The organism is Edaphobacter sp. HDX4 (genome assembly GCF_036877565.1).
Lineage (GTDB): Bacteria > Acidobacteriota > Terriglobia > Terriglobales > Acidobacteriaceae > Edaphobacter.
The window spans coordinates 65936-85417 of the sequence record NZ_JAEDXW010000021.1 but is presented as its reverse complement, the minus strand read 5'-3'; the positions used below and the strand labels follow the sequence as shown (position 1 = coordinate 85417).

Genomic DNA, 19482 nt, shown 5'->3' with positions numbered 1-19482 from the left:
GAGAATGAGCGCTTGGCGACACAGGATCATCTCCATTCCCCGCTGCGGGGTAAAAAGCGCGTCCTGATTGTACGGACGGGCGCAATGGGCGATGTACTGCACGCATTGCCTGCTGTGGTGGCTCTCAGAAAAGCACATCCTGACTGGTTTATAGGCTGGGTGATTGAACCAAGGTGGCGGCCTTTGATGAGTGCCGTCATGGCGGACTCTACCCAGCTGCCTGTCATCGACTGCGCCTACCCTGCGCATACACGAGAATGGAGCAAAAGACCGTTCTCGACGTGGACGGTCTCAGACATTGCTCGCCTACGACGCCTGATCCGTAGCGATCGATTCGACCTGTGCGTGGACCTTCAAGGATCTATCCGTTCGGCGACGATTGGAAAGCTAGCCGGAGCCGGGCAGTTTGCCGGCCCTGCTGAACCACGTGAAATGCCAGCCCGGTGGCTGTATGGGAGACGATTGCAGACGAAGGCTGTCCATGTGATCGAGCAGGCGTGTGAATGGATCGGCGATGCAGTGGGGGAGTTTATCTCTCCCGTACCAATCGACTTCCCCATCGATGAGGACGCCGAAAAAAAATGCAAAACAATCCTGAACGGCCTTATGGCAGAGAAGCAGGGCTATGCTCTGATTGCGCCAACCGCAGGGTGGGGAGCAAAGCAATGGCCGGCGGAACGCTTTGGAGCGGTTGCGTCGAAGCTGGGAAAACTTGGCATCCCAAGCCTTGTCAACGCATCTGCTCCCGGGGATCTCACAGCCCGGCGGGTAGTAGAGACAAGCGAGGGCTACGCTGCCATGGCCAGGGCGGATATCCCTCTGCTGATTGAACTGACGCGACGAGCCAGTGTTGTGATTGCGGGGGACACCGGGCCGCTCCACCTGGCAGCGGCACTCAGGAGACCGGTGGTGGCATTGTTCGGGCCGACGGATCCAGCCCGAAACGGACCCTACGGCACCATGGCACGAGTTCTTCGCCACGGTGGGGCGCGTCGCGATCATCGTCGCCTGGCTGAACCGGAGGCAGGCCTGCTTGAAATTACAGTAGATGAGGTGGCAGACGCGGCCATTGAGCTCTTGAAAGGTCCACAATTGCGCAGGACGGGACAGGTAAGGTAGACGAGTGAGTGAACGAAGCAGTTGGCAGCGCATTGCACGGCGCATCCGTGTACCACTGGGATTCATATTTGCGGCCCTGTTCTTATGGCTGGCGCGGCCGACCTGGAGCTTGATGCTGCTGAGTCTTCTGCTGGTCGTCCCGGGACTCTGGTTACGAGGCTATGCGGCCGGGTATGTGAAGAAGAATGCTGAGCTAACTCGGACGGGACCATACGCTTACACACGGAACCCCTTGTATCTCGGCTCCATGATGATCGCCTTCGGATTTGCACTGGCATCCGGCAACTGGATCATCTTCCTGATCTTGGCAACGGGATTTCTCGCCATCTATCTGCCTACGATCCGTTCGGAGGAAGAGTACCTGCGAAGTCATTTTCCCGGCTTTGACGACTACTCCCGGCAGGTCCCACGGCTGCTGCCCCGGTTTACGCCGGCACAGAACGACCTGCCGCCAGGGCGATTCTCACGAGAGCGGTACCTCCACCACCGCGAGTACAATGCACTTATGGGAAGCGCAGCAATTTACGGAGCGCTTGCGGTACGCTTGTTGCTTCGCCGCTAGCGGCACAAGGCTTCCGGGAGAATGCCAAAGAGCATTCCCCGACGATGGATCTCTTTGGGATGCTGGTGAAGGGTTTTACGTGAGGGTTTGTGCTTAGACCCTCAATTCCAATTCGTGTGAGTCAGCTCTGTCGAAACGTTTCACGGTATTCCTTCTCCCGATCTTTTTGTGCTGGCTGGCAGCGCCTGTCTGTCCAGCTCAGTCGCTCACGCAGCGACTCTTCCCCCCACCGCAGCCGGTGACGATTCCGACGCTCGAGCCTCCGCCGGCAGGATATGTCTTTCCGACCAGACAGACACTCAGCTACTCCGTAGACTGGCGAGTTTTCACTGCTGCAGTTGCCACGTTTCAGATTGAGCAACAAGGTACGACCGAGAAGGTTACTGCTTCCGCCGACACCGTGGGCGGAGTGACCATGCTGTTCCCTGTGGTGGACAGATTCCAGTCGTCGTTTGATACGAAGACCGGGTGCTCTTCAGGATTCTCCAAGCAAACGCTGGAGGGTCGGAGAAAGATATCAAGCGACCTCAACTTCAACTACAGCCAGGGCAAACAGACGTTAGTTGAGCGCAACCTTGTAAAGGGAACGACCAAGCAGCTTACCGCCTCGATTCCGGCGTGCGTCACCGATTCTCTCTCCGCTATTTTTTATGCGGGATCACATCCGCTGGTGGTTGGGCAGGACTTCCGGTTTCCGCTCGCCGACTCAATGCGAACAGTCACCGTCACGATGAAGGTTGAGGCAAAGGAGGAGATCAAGACTCCCGCCGGAACCTTTCAGACGATCCGGGTTCAACCGACCGCAGACGAGGGTGTCGTGAAGAACCGGGGCAAAATTTGGATCTGGTACACGGACGATGCCAGGCACATTCCGGTACAGGTCAGGGCCAGTCTGTTCTGGGGAACGATTACAGCTCGGCTGCAGTCATACGAGACGAAGTGAGGGAACCCATGGACGAACTGACATTAGGGCAGGAATTTGATCCAGAACAGTTTGTTACGGTGGCGCGCTTTGAGGATCCGGTAGAGGCCCAGATGGCGAAGGGAATGCTGGAGACCTCCGGCTTTGAGTGCTTTCTGCAGGGCGAGAACGCGAATCAGCTGTTAGGTGCGGCGTTTCGAGCGCGGCTCTTGGTTCATCGCAAGGATAAAGATGCGGCAATACAGCTTCTGCCATCGGCAGACGCCGACGCAACCGAGGAGAGTCCTGAAGATGAGGAGGATGATCAATGAGTGCTTCTGCGACCTCACGCCCGGAAAGATCAAAGGCAGTCCTTTGCCTCTCTGGAGGAATGGATTCAACGGTTTGCGCGGTCCTGGCGGCCAGGGACTATGACGTCTTTGCCCTGCACTTCAGCTATGGGCAAAGGACGGAAACGAAGGAAAGGGCGGCGGCAGAGGAGATTGCGCGCCTGACCGGAGCAAGGGAGTTTCTGCCGCTGAAGATGGACCTGTTCCGCAGCATTGGAGGGTCGGCCCTGACCGACGAGAGGATCGAGGTGCCGGACGCGCCTGCGGAAGAGACTGCAATCGGGTCAGAGATTCCGGTTACTTACGTTCCTTTCCGCAATGCACATTTTCTCTCGGCTGCCGTGAGCTGGGCTGAAGTGTTGGGAGCAAAGAAGATCTTTATCGGTGCGGTGGAGCAGGACAGCTCGGGTTATCCCGATTGCAGACCTGCTTACTATGAGGCTTTCAACCAGCTGATCCGGGAGGGCACGAAAGCGGGCGATATTCGGGTGGAAACACCATTGATCCATATGAAAAAGAACCAGATTGTGAGGCTCGGAGTTGAATTAGGCGCTCCGTTCCATGTAAGTTGGTCATGCTATTCCGGCGAACGGGAGGCGTGTGGAGTCTGTGAGAGCTGCGTCTTGCGTTTGAGAGCATTTCGTGAGGCCGGAGCCGCAGATCCCATACCTTATGCCAGCCCAAAAGCGGCATCTAATACCGCAGTCTCACCGAAGTTTTGAAAAAGCTGGCGCGACCGTCCCAAAGTAGTCAGACGAGAATTGAATCAGGAGAACGAATAATGAACCGTATTGCAAGAAAATGGAGCGTAGGGCTGGGAGCCTGCCTGGCGCTTTTGCTCGCTCTGGCAGCGCAGAACGGATGGGCACAACCGGCCCCGGCCAGTGTGCACGGGCATGTGAACAATGCGATTGGAGGACCGCTTACCAAGGGTGAAGTGAAGCTTACCCAGGACCGGTCCTCTGACGAAAAGAGCCGGAAGTATACAAACACATTCGAAATCGATGCTTCGGGTAACTTCAAAGGCACGGGAATTGCCCCGGGCAGCTACCTGGCTGTAGTGTTCGTCGATGGCAAAACGGTCGACTTCCTAGACAACATCACGTTCACCGCAGGCGAAGATCACCTGCTCAATTTCGACATGACCCGCAAGGAGTACATCGACAAGATGACTCCCGAGGAGAAGAAGCAGCTGGAGGAGTTCAAGAAGAAGAACTCTGAGGCGACACAGGCGAATGCCAAGATTGCGAATCTCAATGCGCTGTTGACCCAGGCACGTGCGGATACAAAAGCCGGCAACTTCGACCCGGCCATCACGGCGATGCAGCAGGCGACCTCGCAGAAACCCGACGAAGGCATCCTTTGGGTAGCACTTGGCGACGCGCAGCTCGGTGCGGCCGATGCAGCGGCAAAGGCTGCAAAAGCAGCGGGCAAGCCAACTGATCCTGCGGTTCAGGCAAAGTACGCAGAGGCCGCGGCTTCCTACAAGAAGGCCGTGGATGCAAATGCAGCTTCCAAGAAGCCTAACGTCGAGACCGCTGCTGCTGCCTACAACCAGATGGGTCAGGCTCTGGCCAAGGGTGGTGACGGCAAGGGTGCCTCGGATGCCTACGAAGAGGCTGCGAAGGCGCAGCCTGCAAACGCCGGCATGTACTACTACAACGAGGCGGCAACGCTATATAACGCAGGCAAGCTGGATGAAGCTGCAGCAGCGGCAGATAAAGCTATCGCAGCAGATCCGAAACGGGCAGATGCTTATTACATCAAAGGACAATCCTTGATTCCGAAGGCCAGTGTGGATCCGAAGACGCAGAAGATCACTGCGCCTCCGGGATGCGTCGAGGCTTACCAGCAGTACCTCGAGCTGGTCCCCGAAGGTCCCCGCTCCGAAGAGGTGAAGGGCATCCTTACGGGTATCGGAGCTCAGGTGAAGTCCAGCTACAAGGCAGGAAAGGGCAAGAAGTAAATTCCCCTTCTAAAGCATGGGCCTCGGCGGAAGCCGAGGCCCTGTTTGTTTGTGCGAAGAACCGGTGGAGAGAGGCCAGCAGAATGAGATCGGCCAGTGTACGCGATGGGCGTGGTAACGAGGAGATCGTGACCTTTGACGAAGCTCTCGAGATTGTTCTCGCGCAGGCTGAGCAGGTATCTCGGCCGGCAATCGAAACCGTGAAGCTCACCGGATCATTCGGACGCATTCTGGGGAAGGCGGTAGCTGCAGACCGCGATCAGCCTCCCTTCGATCGATCCACGCGAGATGGATATGCTGTGCGAGCCGAGGACGCAATGGAAAGAACCTGGCTCGCCGTCGAAGGGGAGATTGCGGCAGGAGCTCGATGGGACAAGCCGCTGCTTCCCGATCAGGCCGTTGCGATCATGACAGGAGCCCCCGTACCTGATGATGCGGACGCTGTCGTGATGCTGGAGCACGTAGATAGAAGCGGATTGCACAGCAAGGCAGCCATCAGGCTCATGGAAGGTCGAAAGATTGAAGCAGGAGAAAACATTGTTCCTCGCGCAAGCGAGGCCCGTGCCGGTGATGTTGTTCTAGAACCGGGCACGACATTGGATCCCGCTGCAGTGGCGCTGGCGGCAGCATGTGGAGCACAGATTCTGGAGGTCTTTGCGAAGCCGCGAGTCTCGATCGTGGCTACTGGCGATGAGCTGGTTGATGTGATGGACACGCCCGGACCGCAGCAGATACGGAATTCCAACAGTTATGGGCTTGCAGCCCTGGTCAACGCCGCAGGAGGAATCCCGCTGCAGCTGCCGGTCGCTCCGGATCGACGAGAGGCCCTGGAGACCTCAATCCGGCAAGCTCGCGGAGCAGACCTGATGCTATTGACCGGGGGCGTGTCCATGGGCGAATACGACCTGGTCGAAGAGGTTCTGCTGGAGATGGGAGCGAAGTTCTTTTTCACCGGAGTGAAGATGCAGCCGGGGAAACCTGTCGTGTTCGGTCAGCTTCCACAGGATGACAGAACGCCCGCCGTATACTTCTTTGGACTGCCGGGAAACCCTGTATCTACCCAGGTGACCTTTGCCTGTTTTGTTGCGCCTTTGTTGAAAGCGCTGGGAGGATGCATGGCCGAGGGGCCACCATTTGCACAGGCCACGCTCGTTGATGATGTCGAGCCGCGGAAGGCGATCACAAGGGTCTTGCCTGCGAGACTCAGTCCGACCCGGGCACGTCCCGAGGTCAGGCTGGTGGTCTGGCAAGGATCGGGCGATATGGCAGCCAATGCCCGGGCGAATTGTTATGCGGTTCTTCCAGGCGATGTTGCGCACTTCCGACCCGGAGACGTGATCACGATCCTGCTACGTTGAATGTCAGCATCGGATATTGTGCAACACGTCTGCAGCTGTTCCCAAAGGCACAGGGCGGTGAGAGGCTCCTCGAGTCATTCCCTGCCACGAAAGGAGCCTGTGAAGAGATGAAATTATCGCACTATGACGACGAAGGACAGGCGCATATGGTGGACGTAGGCGCAAAGGTGCCGAGTCGCCGCGAGGCGAAGGCTCGGGCTTTCGTGGAGATCTCTCCCGAAGCTCTGGCTGCTCTTCCGAGCAATCCCAAAGGAAATCCATTGGAAGTGGCAAGGTTTGCCGGAATTCAAGCGGCCAAGCAGACGGCATCTCTCATCCCCATGTGCCATCCGCTGCCGTTGAGTTTCGTCGATGTCGTCGCGAAGGTGGTCGAAGGTGGCGTGGAAATTGAGACGACCGCAGCCACTGTAGCCGGAACGGGGGTAGAAATGGAAGCCATGACAGCAGCCTCCATTGCGGCACTTACGGTCTACGATATGACGAAGGCGCTGGACAAGGCGATCCGCATACGTGAAGTCGAGCTCATCAGCAAAAGCGGCGGGAAGAGCGGCGAATGGCGGCGTGCCGTGAACCTCGCGACCTAAACTGCGGTTGCCAGGTTCACCGCAAAGACATGTTCATAGTTCTTCCACGTATGACTCAGCGAAAATCCTGCTGATCGCAACAGGTCACGAATGCGATCCAACGTGAATTTATAGCTGTTCTCGGTGTGGATGGACTCACCGGGAGCGAAGTGAATGGTCAACGCTGGCCCTGCAGCGTTGGCAGGAATGCGGACCGGCTGTGCAGCGCGAGCTACGAGATGCATCTCAATGCGCGACTCACGGGCATTCCATTGAACGCAATGTTCGAAATTATCGATCTCGAAGTTCGCCCCTAGTTCACGGTTCAACCGAACAAGCACATTCCGGTTGAAGGCTGCTGTTGTTCCCGATGCATCATTGTACGCAGCGATCAGATGAGCGACGCTTTTGGATTCGGCCGGAGCAAGATCCGTTCCCAGCAGAAGTTGGTCACCGGGAAGCAGCTGAGCGCGAAGATTCCGCAGAACGTCTCTGGCGTCATCCGGTGAGAAATTGCCGATACTGGAACCGATGTAGAGAGCCAGAGTACGGGTGTCAGGAAGTCGATTCAAAGGAAGCGCCTGACTGGTGTAGTCGGCGACCTGACATCGTACGGTCACTCCCGGGATATTGGCGCGAATGTTCTCTGTTGCCTCTGCAAGAGCCGTAACAGAAACATCGACCGGTTGATACACAACGGTACGCTGCCTTCGCACGGTAGCAGCAAGCAGGATCCCAGTCTTCGTGGCCGTACCCGCACCCAACTCGATAATGGTCAGCATCGGAGCCGGGTCGTTGCCTGTCGGCTCACATGCACGCTCCAGAATTTCATCGGCATGTTGCTTGAAAAGGTTGCGCTCGGCACGAGTCAGATAATACTCGGGAAGCTCCGTGATCTTTTCAAAGAGTCGCGACCCTTCCTCATCGTAAAAGAGCCATGGGGAGAGTGTCTTCGGGCTGCTGGTGAGGCCTGAGCGGACCTCGGCAGCAACTGCATCAATGGGCGGGGGGGCAAGTAGTGACTCGCGAAGCGGAGAAAATGAGTCAACGACCGCGGGGATGGTAGGCACTAGAGATATTTCCCCTCTCTGGAATCCGCGGTCGAGAGCCGCTTGGAAATTGGATGCAGGTTCCCGGCAAAGGTAACTCCGAAACCTACATCCTGCTGACGGAACGGTGTCAGCATACTCCTACCGAGGTTTAAGGCGTGTGAATGGACTCTCGCCTTCGTTGATGGCATAGGCCTGGTGGGTGGCCGGAGAGAACGCCACGGCATAGGGATGATCCAAATCGTGAAACGTGCGCAGAGTTTGTGCGGTCCGGGTGTCAATCACTGTAACGGTATTCTGCTGGGGGCTCGCAACGTAGAGAAGTCCTGCATCCTCATCCAAAGCCAGGCCCTGCGGCTGAGCGGAGACGCGAACGCTCGAAGGCTTCCTCTCTTTCGAAAGAATCGTTACGGTGCCGTCGGCATAATTCGCTACGTAAATCTCGCCGGTTTTGCTGTTTACAGCGATCGCGCACGGCATCGAGCCAGTTGGGAGATTCTGAATCTTACTGGTCAGTGGGTCAATCGCGGCGATGCTGGAACCCTGCACATGGGACACATAGAGGAGGCCCTCCGAGCGCACCATCCCCCAGAGGTGCATATCGCCTGCCGCAAGCTTCCTCGTGGCGCCCGTATTCGGGTCGAGCTCGGTGATGGAGTCAGTTTCATACCCCAGAAGGTAGACCTTCTGCCGCTCCGGGTCGACCAGGATAGCGTCCGCAGAACCCGTCCGCAGATTGGAGGTGCTGTTGGAAGCCCCATCGACTACGGTAAGCATATTGCTGAAGGTATTGGAAACGAAGACCTTGTTCGACACTTCGTCGACTGCGATGGCGTAGGGGCGGGCGGCAGTTGGAACTGTGGCCACTACCGTATCAGTACGAGAGTCAATAATCGAAACGGACCGGTCTGCAGCATTGACCACATAGATCCTGTCGGTCTTTTGATTGATTGCTATAGCCATCGGCTCGCCGCCGACTTTGATGGGTAGGATATGCTCCGGTGACGACACTGCAATCACTGAACCATGGGCCGAGTCCACTAGATAAATCTTGCCGGTAGACCGGCTGTAGACGGCAGCGTCGCGGTTGATGAGTCCTGTCACCCGAGGTTCGGCACTCGCGCAAAGTGAGGCTGCGCAGAACAGAAGCAGGAACATCTCTGCCGAGACTTGAAGAGAACGGCGAAGCAACGGTACCTCCCGGATTGAGCGAACGCCCAAATCAATCAAGCAAACGTTTGTCTACAATGGAAGACGATTTTATCAGGCGTTGCAGAATCCTTTTATCTGTTTGACCTGAATCATTCAACATCCGATGAGGCCTTTCGAAAGATGCAGCTCTTCCGCTGGCAGTTCGCTGCCCTTCTTACAACCCTGATGTATGTCGCACTGATTCGTGCCGATGCACAGACAGCGCCAGCCTTTCATGTGCTGGCATTTTATTCCGAGACAGTAGAGCACGATCACGTCGATTTTGCCCGTCAGGCGATTCAGTTTTACTCGAAGGCTGGCAGGCGCGACTACTTCGACTTTGCGACAACGACGAACTGGGATGACATGAATCCCAACAATCTCGCGGCCTATCAGATGATCGTGTGGCTGGACGATTTCCCTCATACAGCAGCGCAGCGCACAGCGTTCGAACAGTATATGGAACACGGCGGCGGGTGGCTGGGTTTCCACATCGCTGCTTATAATGACAGCGGAACTCACTGGCCATGGTTTGTTCGTTTCCTGGGCGGCGGCGTCTTCTATGGAAACAACTGGCCGCCCTTGCCCGCTACTCTGACAGTGGACGATCCCACACATCCCGTGACGCGTCATCTTCCCCATCAGTTCCTCGCTCCAGCGAACGAGTGGTACATATGGCGTCCCTCGCCGCGAGACAACAAGGACGTTAAAGTTCTGCTGACGCTCGCTCCATCGAACTATCCGTTGGGTATGAAGGATGTGGTGCGAGGCGGAGATCTTCCTGTTGTGTGGACGAACACACATTACCGCATGCTCTACATGAACATGGGGCACGGGAACAAGATCTTCACCAGCAAGGTACAGAACCGTCTGATGGAAGACGCAATGACTTGGGTTGGAGCGAAAAAGGGAATGTGATCGGCAGCGGGTCGCGGATGGTTTGGCTCTGACCAGCCAGGCTAAACCGATCGCGCGACCGAACTGTCGGTGATTTACAGCGGAGCTATCAGCGGTTTACTGCGGCTCCAACCAGATCGAGCACGTCGGCGATGATTCGCGTCGAGGGATCATAGGCTACGACATACCCGTCATAGTACCCATACTGATATCCCGGGGGAGGAGGGGGAACTTCCGCATAGTAAGAACGGGGCACCGGCTGAAACCGGTAGTTGCTGGGGATGCGCTCACCTCGCGTGAAATGAGGGCGTCCATGCGAGTTGTGCTGCCAGTGTTGAACGTCGTGTTGATAGTGAGATGCGAAGTGGTTTCGGTCTTGATCGCGGAATCGGAAGTCCTGTCCGTGCTGGTCCTGGTGATCGTCGTGGCGATCATCATGATGATCATAGCCGTGACCGTTGTCGTGGTCAGGGCTGTGGCCTTGTCCGAGCGCGGCGCCAGTTGAAAAGCCCAGCAACAGCGCCGGGACCAATGTGGTACCAAGTAATCTTTTCGCAAAGAAGCGACCTGTCATCTTTCCTCTCTTTCGACATTGCACATGTCAGAAAGTAAGATGCGCATGGAGGAGGAACAGCATGCAAGTATTGAACTATCTTGATTAACAGAAATTTTATCTGTTGAAAACGTGCAGATAAGGCAGCCTGATTGAACCTCCAGGCGCGTACAGTGGGTTCGCTAACGAATGTCTCGGGCGAGCCGAAGACCTGAAAACTGCCACCTTGTTTCAGGCGAGAAGAAGTTGCGATAGGTAGCTCGTATGTGAGTAGCCGGGGTGACGCAGGAGCCTCCACGAAGCACCATCTGTGAGCTCATAAACTTACCGTTGTACTCACCAAGGGCGCCGGGTAGCGGAGCGTAGCCGGGATAGCCGGTATATGGGCTGGCGGTCCACTCCCATACATCTCCGAACATCTGCTGGAGACCTGGCAAGTGGCTGGCCGCGGTTGGATGAAGGTTGCCACTCTCAAGCAGGTTCGGCGTGACTGCGAAACGGGAATGGACATCGACCGAGTTGTTGCCTGTGGAAGAGTGCGTCTGGGCATTACCGAGCTGGTAAGCGGCATACTCCCACTCGAACTCCGTTGGAAGGCGATGACCAGCCCAACGGGCATACGCATCTGCCTCAAACAAGCTGATATGACAGACCGGTGTTTCGGAGAGATCTTCGAGCGGGATCAATCCGTGCATTGTGTAGATCGACCAGCCGGATTTAGTCTCTGAATCCCGCTGCCAGTACATGGGAGCCTGTATGCCCTCGGCGCGAATCGTTGTCCATCCCTCGGAGAGCCACAACTCAGGTCTGTTGTAGCCGTTCTGGTCGATAAAGGCGAGGTACTCCGCACAGGTGACCAGCCGGCTCGCCAGCCGAAACGGAGCCACGTAAAACGGGTGCCGTGGCGTCTCGTTGTCGAAGGCGAAGAGATCGGTGGATGTGAGGTCCGGCGTTAGCCCTATCTCCGTCAGACCAGGCGAGAATTCGATCCACTCCAGTGGTGGAGCGATGGTCGCGAACGGAACCGGCTCCGCGCGATCTATATAGGGCGGGTGCAGAGGATTCGTGAACAGAGCATGCTTGATGTCGGTTGCGATCAACTCCTGATGCTGCTGCTCGTGCTCGATTCCCAAAGCGATGCGGCGGGCGGCCTCATCCTCAATGGGATGCTGGAGCAGGTGCTCGATCGCGGAGTCGATATGGGAGCGATAGGCGAGGATGATCTCAAGTGGAGGACGCGAGAAGGATGACCGCAGCTTCTTCTCGGGCATATCTCCCAGCGAGTTGTAGTAGCTATTGAAGAGCCAACGAAAATTCGGATCGAACAGACTGTAGTTAGCGAGAAACTCAGACAGGACAAACGTCTCGAAGAACCAGCTTGTGTGTGCAAGGTGCCACTTGATCGGACTAGCCTCCGAACAAGACTGGACCATCATGTCCTCAGGCGACAGCGGACGACAGAGAGCCAGCGTCGCGCTACGAACAGCCTTGAATCGGCCTAAAAGAGCAGGGGAGGCGTTTTGGGTAGAAGCTGGCATATTCGTCCTTATATGTCTTGATGGGATGGGTTATCAGCACCTTTTGTTGCTTTTTTTCAGAGCCAGCCAACACTTATGGAAACTGATTGAGTAAACGGGCCAGCAGATAAGCCGCTCCCGCGGCAACTCCCCCTATCAGCACGGTCTGCAGAGCACTGCGAAACCATCCGGAACCCACGATTCGTCCCTTCAGAGCACCAAAAAAGGCAAGCGCAATCAGGGTAACGAGCACGGAGTATCTGAGTGCCGCATCGTTTTGGAACACCAGCATGTAAGGGACCAGCGGGACCAGTCCTCCTGCGATATAGGACATGGCGATCGTCAGCGCCGAACGGTGTGCACGGCCGGGCGGCGGCTCCTCTAGGCCCAGCTCAAAACGCATCATGAAATCGACCCAGGCCGAGGGGTTCTGCTTGAGCGCCGCAAGCACGGGAGCTGCATTCTCCCTGGGCACAGAATACTGCTCAAATATCTCGTATATCTCCTCTTCTTCATCATGGGTTCGTTCCACAACCTCGCGCTCTTCGCGCTGCTTCTCCGAAATGTAGTGCTCCGCATCGCCCTTCGCCGCCAGGTACCCTCCAAGCCCCATTGCGATCGATCCTGCCGCGATCTCTGCGAGTCCGGCGAGAACAACAATTCGCGACGAATTGACGGCGCCAGACAGTCCTGCGGCGAGTGCAAAGGGCACGGTCAGGCCGTCGGACAGGCCGATGACAATATCGCGAACCGTTGCGGACGACTCAAAATGTTTTTCAACGTGCGGCTGCATGCCTCTTCCAGCCGAAGTGGGAGTGATAGTGGGGCTATTGGAAAGCTCGGACACTGCGGTAGTGTAGACCGACTCCGTTCAGGATGCAGGAGTCCGGGGAGTTTTTTGTTGACCCACAGCGTCTTTCCTCGCAAGAAAGCGTCTCTATCAGCACGGGTTCAAAGGGATGAGGGCAATGCAGATGAGAGCGAGGCGGGTGCGGTATCTGTTGACCGCCGTGGTTCTAGTGGCAGGCGTATCAGCATCTTCCGCTCAGGAGACGCCTAGCGATGAAGGAGCCGGTCTGGCCGGAAGTCCCATGATACGGGGCACCGTGACCGCAGCCGCCTCCGACCATGTGACCATCAAGACCGATTCCGATGAGATCTATCAGGTATCTTTGACTCCAAATACACGGCTGGTCAAGGATCGACAACCCATCCAGGTCTCGGCGATCAAGGTGGGAGACGGTGTTGGAGCGATGGGAGAGTTGGATGCCCCCGCGAAGACCTTGCATGCCCTGTTTGTCGCTGTCGTCGACGCCGAGCAGGTCAGGAAGATGCGCGAGGACCTTGGCAAGACGTATATAACAGGCAAGGTCACCGCCATCGACGATCTGAAGCTCACAGTTCAACGCCCTGACCACGTCAGCCAGGTCATCGCAGTTGATGAGACTACCTCATTCCGCAAAGGGAGGGGACGTCGGAGAGCCGGATCGATGGCCGGGGGTACTCCTCCGGCTCAGAACGCCACCCCGGCTGGAGAAGCCGACGGCAGTGGCGAGATCGTCACCCTCGCGGATGTAAAAGTTGGCGACATGATCGCGGGACGAGGGGGCCTTAAGCAAGGCGTATTCGTTCCGACCACGCTCGCCATCCTTCCGCCTGGAAGTGCAGGGGCGATGGGAATGGGAGGCCGCCGCGCCGGGGGACCAGCCAAAGCGCCGTCGGAGACACCCTCTCCGACGAAACCCTGAGTTTGCTCATTGGATCATCTTGGTGATTCGGCTTTTTGAACGATCGGAGCGAGGTCTCGTGAGAAGGGCATTTCAAAGGGTAGCGGTCTTCATCCTGGCCGTGATCACCGTTGGACAGACGGCAGCGGCACACGCTCAGGACACAAATTTAGTGAAGAGCCCTGCTGCTACCTCTGCTGCACAGGCGGGCGGAACTATCAAAGGAACAGCCCGTGCCGGAGCAGTTCCCTTGCCCGGGGTCGCTATTACCGCGACGAACACTCTTACCGGAAAGAAATACGCTACCACTACCGACGCGACCGGGACGTTTGTCATGAGCATTCCTCGAAATGGGCGGTATGTTCTTCGCGCGGAGCTCGCCGCATTCGCTACCGACAGCAAAGAAGTGCTGCTAAGTACGACGGCAGAGAATGGAGTCAGACGAGATCAGACGGTCGACTTTACCATGCAGCTGGCGTCGCGGGTAGAACAGCAGCAGGAACGACAGCAAACGCAGACCGCATCGGCGGTAAATGCTCTTGCCGGCACGCTCGGCCGAGGAGTCCAATCGCTCAGCGTAACAGGAAGCGGCAGTGATCTCGCCGATGCCAGCGCGGGCATGGGAAACACCGGTGCTCAGTTGCCCTCGATGGCCAACCTTGGAGGCGACACCGCATCCGCAGACTCCGTTGCGGTGAGCGGCCAGATGGGCCAGACCAACGGACTTGGGAACCTGAGTGAAGATGAAATTCGTGAACGAGTAGAAGAAGCAATGTCCCGTGCGCGACAGCAGGGAGGGAGCGGGTCCGATGTCGCAAATGCCGTAGCAGGAATGCTAGGCGGCATAGTCGGCGGGGGAGGCGGTCGAGGTGGTTTTGGTGGCGGGCCTGGAGGCAGAGCGTTCACCGTCGGGGGAGGTGGCCGAGGGGGACGTGGATTCAACCCCACGCAGCCTCACGGAGCTATCTTCTATCAGGGCGGAAATGGCGCTCTCGACGCCACCAACTATTCGCTTACGGGAGCCCCCGTTGTCAAACCCGCCTACAGCAGCAACCAATTCGGTGTCACCTTCGCCGGTTCTCCCTTCATCCCGGGGCTGATTAAGCCGAGCACCAAGCAATTCGTCTTTTTCAACCTCACGGGACGTCGCAACACGACTCCGCAGAACCTGTATGCCACGGTTCCAACCGAAGCGGAACGCAGCGGCGACTTCTCGCGCCTGACAACACCGATCTACGACCCTTCAACTGGTCAGCAGTTTCAATGCAATGGGATTGCAAATGTCATCTGCGGCAACCGAGTCTCACCCCAGGCGACAGCGCTGCTCAAATACTATCCAGCCCCCAACATCGCCGCCGTAGGACAACAGGGCTACAACTACCAAACAATCACCTCGGCTGGACAAAACACTCTCAGTATCAACGGACGCTTCGTTCGGAACTTCGGTCAGAGCCCCGGCTTCGGCGGCTTCCGCATGAGGCAGCAAAGCAATGGCCCGAAGACGTTGCGCCAGAACATCAACTTCGGATTTGCATACAGCCACTCCGCCTCCGACCTTCCAAAAGTCTTCCTCCCGCTGGGCGGCTCGTCGTCCTCCGACGGCTATAACGTGTCGGCCGGATACACGATCGGCTATGGAAGGCTGACCAACAATGCGACCGTGACCTGGAATCGTTCGCATGCAACGACACTGAACTACTTTACGAATGGCACCTACAATCCCGCTGCCGATGCCGGTATTCTCGTCGGCAACGAGACAATCGCCTCCAATCCCTTCTACTACGGTGTCCCTTCGCTCACCTTCTCCGGCCTCACAGGGCTAAACGAGACCACCCCGAGCGACGTCGCCAACCAGACCATCTCGTTTAGCGATTTTGTCAGCTGGAGTCACAAGAAACACAATCTCAGGTTCGGTGGAGATTATCGGCGAGTACACGCCGACAGCCTGACCGCGCCCGGGAATCTGCAGAGTGGAGCAAGTCCGCTCGGCTCCTTTACGTTTACTGGTTATGCAACCCAGACTGCTGCCTCCGCACAGACCGGCGGCTTCAGCTTTGCCGACTTTTTGCTCGGGCTGCCCCAACAGGCTGCCGTGCAGGCTGGACTCTCAAAGAGTTATCTGCGAGCAAACGTCTGGGACCTCTACGCGACCGACGACTGGCGAATCCTGCCGAACCTGACGTTGAATTACGGGCTGCGCTATGAGTACTTCTCTCCCTATTCGGAGAAGTACGATCACCTCGTAAACCTCGACCACAACGCGGATTTCACACAGGTAGCCCAGGTGATGCCAGGACAGAGCGGGCCATACAGCGGAGCCTTTCCCCGTTCGCTCGTCAATCCTGACCGCACGATGTTCTCTCCGCGATTCGGTTTCGCATACAGGCCGAAAGGGAGCTTCTTCAAACAGACGGTCGTCCGCGGCGGCTACGGCATCAACTACAACACCCAGCAGTACTCAAGCTTTGCGCGTCAGCTTGCCTTCCAGCCTCCCTTTGCCGTCACGCAGACCAACATCGCTCAGCGTCAGGGCTGCGGTGTGCTTCAACTGCCGGACGCCTTCAACTGCTCCACTGCCTCTGTCCAGAACAACTACAGTGTCAATCTTAACTATCGCCTCGGGCGGGTTCAGGTATGGAATCTCGATATTCAGCGAACCCTGCCCCTCGATATCGTCCTCAACGTCGGCTACAACGGCGCACTGGGTGGGAATCTGGACATCGTGAGAGTCCCCAACCGAAGTGCAAGCAGTGTTCTCAATCCCTCGGTGCAACCGTTCAACTATGAGGATTCCCTTGGCTTTTCTCGTTTCAATGCACTTGCAATCAACGTGCGGAAGCGAATGCAGAAGGGCATCTCGTTGCAGGCCACCTACCAGTACGGCCACTCGATTGATAATGCCTCCTCGATTGGCGGCACAACCGTGGTTCCCGCACAGAATGATCTGAATCTGAATGCAGAAGAAGGAAACAGCTCCTTCGACATCCGTCACAAACTTACAGGCAACTGGGTCCTGGAGCTTCCCTTTGGCCCCAATCGCGCCTATTTCTCCAAGGGTGGCTTCTGGTCGAAGGCTCTCGACAACTTCTCCCTCTCGGGCGACTTCACCTTCGCCAGCGGCACTTATTACACACCGCATTATGTTGCTACCGTTGCAGAGACTGCGACAGGAACAAACAACTCCCTTCGCCCTGATCGTATCTTCTCTCAACCTATTCATGGCGCAGGAACGATACTTGACTGGTTCAACCCGGATGCCTTCACGGCTCCTGCAAACGTCTACGGAACCGCCTCCCGCGGCTCGATCATGGGACCAGGAACCGTCGCGGTAGATGCTTCGCTCTCGCGAACAGTTCCGCTGGGGGAGACGCGTTCCTTCGAAGCCCGCATGACTGCCAACAACGTCTTCAACACGGTCCAGTACTCGGCGATCGATACAACGCTGAACTCCCGCACCTTCGGCCAGGTAACCTCGACCGCAGACATGCGAAGGCTGACGTTTACAGCACGGTACAGGTTTTAGAAAGGATGAAGGCGATGCGGCGCATCACTGCGGCACTACTGGCAGGGCTGATGACAGGACCGGTTTGCTATGGAACGCTGCCTGTCATGGCACAGCAGGCCCCGCCGACCAGCACCTTCACGCTCAGGGTTGAGAGCAACATCGTGCTCACGAATGTCGTCGTGCGCGATAAAAAAACAGGCGCGGTGATCAAGGGCCTAACACCGGCAGATTTCACCGTACTCGAGAACGGCAAACCCCAGAAGATTGCTAGCTTCGACTTTCAAAACGTCGACGAGGCCGTCTCCTTGCACGAGAAGGCTACGGTCAGCGGCACGGCCTCCGTGGCCGATCTCGTCAATCGTAACTTCGCCGCCAATCCCGCCCTGCTCAAAGATCATCGGCTGATCGTGATGTTCTTCGACCTCAGCAGCATGCAGCCTGAGGACGTTGACCGCGCAGTCGAAGCCGCACAGGACTACATCAATAAGAAGATGCAGCCGGCCGATCTGGTCGCCGCAGTGAGCATGAACACCTCCCTCAGCCTGGACCAGGACTTCACCGCGGATAAGGCTGCACTGCTGAAAGCGGTCGGGCGCTACAACGGTACGGAAGGCACAGGATTTGCCGCTGGAAACGAAGGCGGCAACTCCGGTGGTACCTCCGACGACGCTTCGAGCTTCACCGCGGACGACTCCGAATACAACTCGCTCAATACCGACCGGGAGTTGTACGCCATTCGCACGATTGCGAAGAGCCTTGAAGGCGTCGATCAGCGCAAGAGCATGCTCTACTTTTCAGGTGGTCTCACCCGGCAAGGCATCGAAAATCAGGCCAGTATGCGTGCGGCGACAAACGCAGCGGTTCGTGCCAACATGGCCATCTACAGTGTCGATTCCCGCGGCCTGCAGGCACTCCCGCCTGTTGGAGATGCCTCCAAAGGCAGCCTGCGTGGAACCGCCGCATACAGCGGTGGCGCCATGCAGAGTCAACTGGATGCGAACTTCGGCTCACAGGAGGTCCTGGCAACTCTTTCAGCGGATACCGGAGGGAAGGCCTTCTTTGACTCCAATGACTTCGCTCCCGCATTCCAGCAGATCCAGCACGATACTGAGGCTTACTACATTCTTGGTTTCCGCTCGACCGATACTGCTCGCAACGGTGCCTACCGCAAGCTGACCATCAAGCTGAACCGCAACGACGCCAAGCTGGAGTACCGTCCCGGCTACTACGCTCCTGCAGACTTTCAGCACCAGAAGAACGAGGACCGGGAGCTTGCGCTGATGGAACAGATGCGCAGCGATCTTCCCGCAACCGACGTTGCTGTCTATCTTCAAGCGCTCTACTTCCGCATGGAAGAGAATCGTTTCTTCATCCCGGTCTCGCTGATCGTTCCCGGTTCACAGATCCCTTTTCTCAAGAATGGCGACAGGGACAAGGCGAGCATCGACATTCTGGGGCAGGTCAAAAATGCGCAGGGCATCTCGGTTGGCGAAGTTCGCGACACGGTGAAGCTGGCGCTCGATCCTTCGCAGCAGGTCAGCCGGAAGAACATCCAATACTCGACAGGCTTCACCCTCGCGCCGGGTCACTATCACCTCAAATTCGTTCTTCGAGAGAATCAGACCGGTCGCATGGGAAGCTTCGAGACCGATCTGCAGGTTCCCGATCTCAAAAAGGTCCCACTCAAGCTCAGCTCGGTCGTGCTTGCAAGTCAGCAGACGCCAAATCCGACAAAGAAATCTACGAACCCCTTGGTTCGTGACGGTGTCGAGTGGATTCCCAACATCGCTCACGTCTTCCGCCAGAACCAGCATCTTTATCTCCTTTATGAGGTGTACGATCCAACGCGCGAGAAAGAAAACGCAGTGCCAAAGCCCTCACTAGGGCTGACGCGACGTGCCTCAGGAGCCGTGAAAGTACTTACCAGCATTGAATTTATGAATGGGGGAGTCAAAGTATACGAGACACCCCTGATCTCTGCGGATACCGTCAATGTTCCCGACCGCGGAGCAGTTGCCTTCCAGTTCGACGTGCCGCTAACCCAGTTGAAACCCGGTACATATATCTGCCAGGTCAACGTCATCGACGATGCTGGCGGAAGTTTCAGTTTTCCTAGGCTGGCGCTGCGAGTCGAAGCCTCCAGTCCACAATTAAATGCACCCGCGACTGCAGGCTCCGGAGGACAACAGTAGGCCAAGTACCGTGACGAACGACATTGACAGTT

The 19482-nt window shown here is 57.0% G+C and carries 17 protein-coding genes; 12 read left to right on the top strand and 5 right to left on the bottom strand.

The features are described 5' to 3' along the window. The first annotated feature begins 12 nt into the window (after window positions 1–12). The 8 genes from JAO29_RS18280 (at window position 13) to moaC (ending at window position 6840) form a co-directional block, all read left to right on the top strand. On the top strand, window positions 13–1119 hold the full coding sequence (locus tag JAO29_RS18280) for a glycosyltransferase family 9 protein (RefSeq protein ID WP_334269702.1): 1107 nt from the start codon (window positions 13–15) through the stop codon (window positions 1117–1119). 4 nt (window positions 1120–1123) lie between these two features. Further along, window positions 1124–1681: a methyltransferase family protein gene (locus JAO29_RS18275; RefSeq protein WP_334269701.1), complete on the top strand. Its 558-nt coding sequence runs from the start codon at window positions 1124–1126 to the stop codon at window positions 1679–1681. 238 nt (window positions 1682–1919) lie between these two features. Beyond that, a complete protein-coding gene (locus tag JAO29_RS18270; protein ID WP_334269700.1) occupies window positions 1920–2624 on the top strand; it encodes a DUF3108 domain-containing protein in 705 nt (234 codons plus the stop codon). Between the two features lie 8 nt (window positions 2625–2632). Beyond that, the gene (locus JAO29_RS18265; RefSeq protein WP_334269699.1) at window positions 2633–2914 is read left to right on the top strand and encodes a putative signal transducing protein; all 282 of its coding nucleotides are present in this window, start codon (window positions 2633–2635) and stop codon (window positions 2912–2914) included. 59 nt (window positions 2915–2973) lie between these two features. Then, a complete protein-coding gene (gene queC / locus JAO29_RS18260; RefSeq protein WP_442886432.1) occupies window positions 2974–3654 on the top strand; it encodes a 7-cyano-7-deazaguanine synthase QueC in 681 nt (226 codons plus the stop codon). A 59-nt stretch (window positions 3655–3713) separates the two neighbouring features. Further along, complete coding sequence (locus JAO29_RS18255) at window positions 3714–4898, top strand: tetratricopeptide repeat protein (RefSeq protein ID WP_334269697.1); 1185 nt, start codon at window positions 3714–3716, stop codon at window positions 4896–4898. An 83-nt stretch (window positions 4899–4981) separates the two neighbouring features. Further along, window positions 4982–6256, top strand: coding sequence for a molybdopterin molybdotransferase MoeA (locus tag JAO29_RS18250; RefSeq protein ID WP_334269696.1), 1275 nt, complete (start codon window positions 4982–4984; stop codon window positions 6254–6256). Window positions 6257–6363: 107 nt separating this feature from the next. After that, window positions 6364–6840 carry a cyclic pyranopterin monophosphate synthase MoaC gene (gene moaC, locus JAO29_RS18245; RefSeq protein WP_334269695.1) on the top strand — a complete coding sequence of 159 codons (477 nt, stop codon included), beginning with the start codon at window positions 6364–6366 and terminating at the stop codon, window positions 6838–6840. Here moaC and egtD read toward each other — a convergent pair. Continuing rightward, window positions 6837–7889 carry an L-histidine N(alpha)-methyltransferase gene (egtD, locus tag JAO29_RS18240; RefSeq protein ID WP_334269694.1) on the bottom strand — a complete coding sequence of 351 codons (1053 nt, stop codon included), beginning with the start codon at window positions 7887–7889 and terminating at the stop codon, window positions 6837–6839. The genes moaC and egtD overlap by 4 nt on opposite strands. A gap of 120 nt (window positions 7890–8009) precedes the next feature. Continuing rightward, window positions 8010–9059 carry a YncE family protein gene (locus JAO29_RS18235; protein WP_334269693.1) on the bottom strand — a complete coding sequence of 350 codons (1050 nt, stop codon included), beginning with the start codon at window positions 9057–9059 and terminating at the stop codon, window positions 8010–8012. 141 nt (window positions 9060–9200) lie between these two features. On the opposite strand from JAO29_RS18235, the gene JAO29_RS18230 reads away from it, so the two are divergent. Next, window positions 9201–9977 (top strand): ThuA domain-containing protein, encoded by a 777-nt coding sequence (locus tag JAO29_RS18230; RefSeq protein WP_334269692.1) that lies wholly within the window; start codon window positions 9201–9203, stop codon window positions 9975–9977. Between the two features lie 88 nt (window positions 9978–10065). On the opposite strand, the gene JAO29_RS18225 is transcribed toward JAO29_RS18230, so the two are convergent. The 3 genes from JAO29_RS18225 to JAO29_RS18215 form a co-directional block, all read right to left on the bottom strand. After that, window positions 10066–10530 (bottom strand): hypothetical protein, encoded by a 465-nt coding sequence (locus JAO29_RS18225; protein WP_334269691.1) that lies wholly within the window; start codon window positions 10528–10530, stop codon window positions 10066–10068. Between the two features lie 161 nt (window positions 10531–10691). Continuing rightward, entirely contained in the window at window positions 10692–12047 is a 1356-nt protein-coding gene (gene egtB, locus JAO29_RS18220) for an ergothioneine biosynthesis protein EgtB (RefSeq protein WP_334269690.1), read from the bottom strand. A 73-nt stretch (window positions 12048–12120) separates the two neighbouring features. After that, window positions 12121–12819, bottom strand: coding sequence for a VIT1/CCC1 transporter family protein (locus tag JAO29_RS18215; protein WP_334269689.1), 699 nt, complete (start codon window positions 12817–12819; stop codon window positions 12121–12123). A 175-nt stretch (window positions 12820–12994) separates the two neighbouring features. Between JAO29_RS18215 and JAO29_RS18210 the strand changes: the two genes are divergently transcribed. From JAO29_RS18210 to JAO29_RS18200, 3 genes are read left to right on the top strand one after another with little or no spacing between them, the layout of a single operon-like run. Continuing rightward, on the top strand, window positions 12995–13774 hold the full coding sequence (locus tag JAO29_RS18210; RefSeq protein WP_334269688.1) for a hypothetical protein: 780 nt from the start codon (window positions 12995–12997) through the stop codon (window positions 13772–13774). A 58-nt stretch (window positions 13775–13832) separates the two neighbouring features. Continuing rightward, window positions 13833–17276: a TonB-dependent receptor gene (locus tag JAO29_RS18205; protein WP_334269687.1), complete on the top strand. Its 3444-nt coding sequence runs from the start codon at window positions 13833–13835 to the stop codon at window positions 17274–17276. Between the two features lie 14 nt (window positions 17277–17290). Continuing rightward, window positions 17291–19450, top strand: a complete 2160-nt coding sequence (locus tag JAO29_RS18200) for a VWA domain-containing protein (RefSeq protein ID WP_334269686.1) — start codon at window positions 17291–17293, stop codon at window positions 19448–19450. Window positions 19451–19482: the final 32 nt, after the last annotated feature.

Excerpts from the sequence above, each read along its gene's own strand:
- JAO29_RS18265 (WP_334269699.1), top strand. The coding sequence starts at position 2,633 with ATGGACGAACTGACATTAGGGCAGGAATTTGATCCAGAACAGTTTGTT.
- queC (WP_442886432.1), top strand. The coding sequence starts at position 2,974 with ATGGATTCAACGGTTTGCGCGGTCCTGGCGGCCAGGGACTATGACGTC.
- JAO29_RS18255 (WP_334269697.1), top strand. The coding sequence starts at position 3,714 with ATGAACCGTATTGCAAGAAAATGGAGCGTAGGGCTGGGAGCCTGCCTG.
- JAO29_RS18250 (WP_334269696.1), top strand. The coding sequence starts at position 4,982 with ATGAGATCGGCCAGTGTACGCGATGGGCGTGGTAACGAGGAGATCGTG.
- moaC (WP_334269695.1), top strand. The coding sequence starts at position 6,364 with ATGAAATTATCGCACTATGACGACGAAGGACAGGCGCATATGGTGGAC.
- JAO29_RS18230 (WP_334269692.1), top strand. The coding sequence starts at position 9,201 with ATGCAGCTCTTCCGCTGGCAGTTCGCTGCCCTTCTTACAACCCTGATG.
- JAO29_RS18225 (WP_334269691.1), bottom strand. The coding sequence starts at position 10,530 with ATGACAGGTCGCTTCTTTGCGAAAAGATTACTTGGTACCACATTGGTC.
- egtB (WP_334269690.1), bottom strand. The coding sequence starts at position 12,047 with ATGCCAGCTTCTACCCAAAACGCCTCCCCTGCTCTTTTAGGCCGATTC.
- JAO29_RS18215 (WP_334269689.1), bottom strand. The coding sequence starts at position 12,819 with ATGCAGCCGCACGTTGAAAAACATTTTGAGTCGTCCGCAACGGTTCGC.
- JAO29_RS18210 (WP_334269688.1), top strand. The coding sequence starts at position 12,995 with ATGCAGATGAGAGCGAGGCGGGTGCGGTATCTGTTGACCGCCGTGGTT.
- JAO29_RS18200 (WP_334269686.1), top strand. The coding sequence starts at position 17,291 with ATGCGGCGCATCACTGCGGCACTACTGGCAGGGCTGATGACAGGACCG.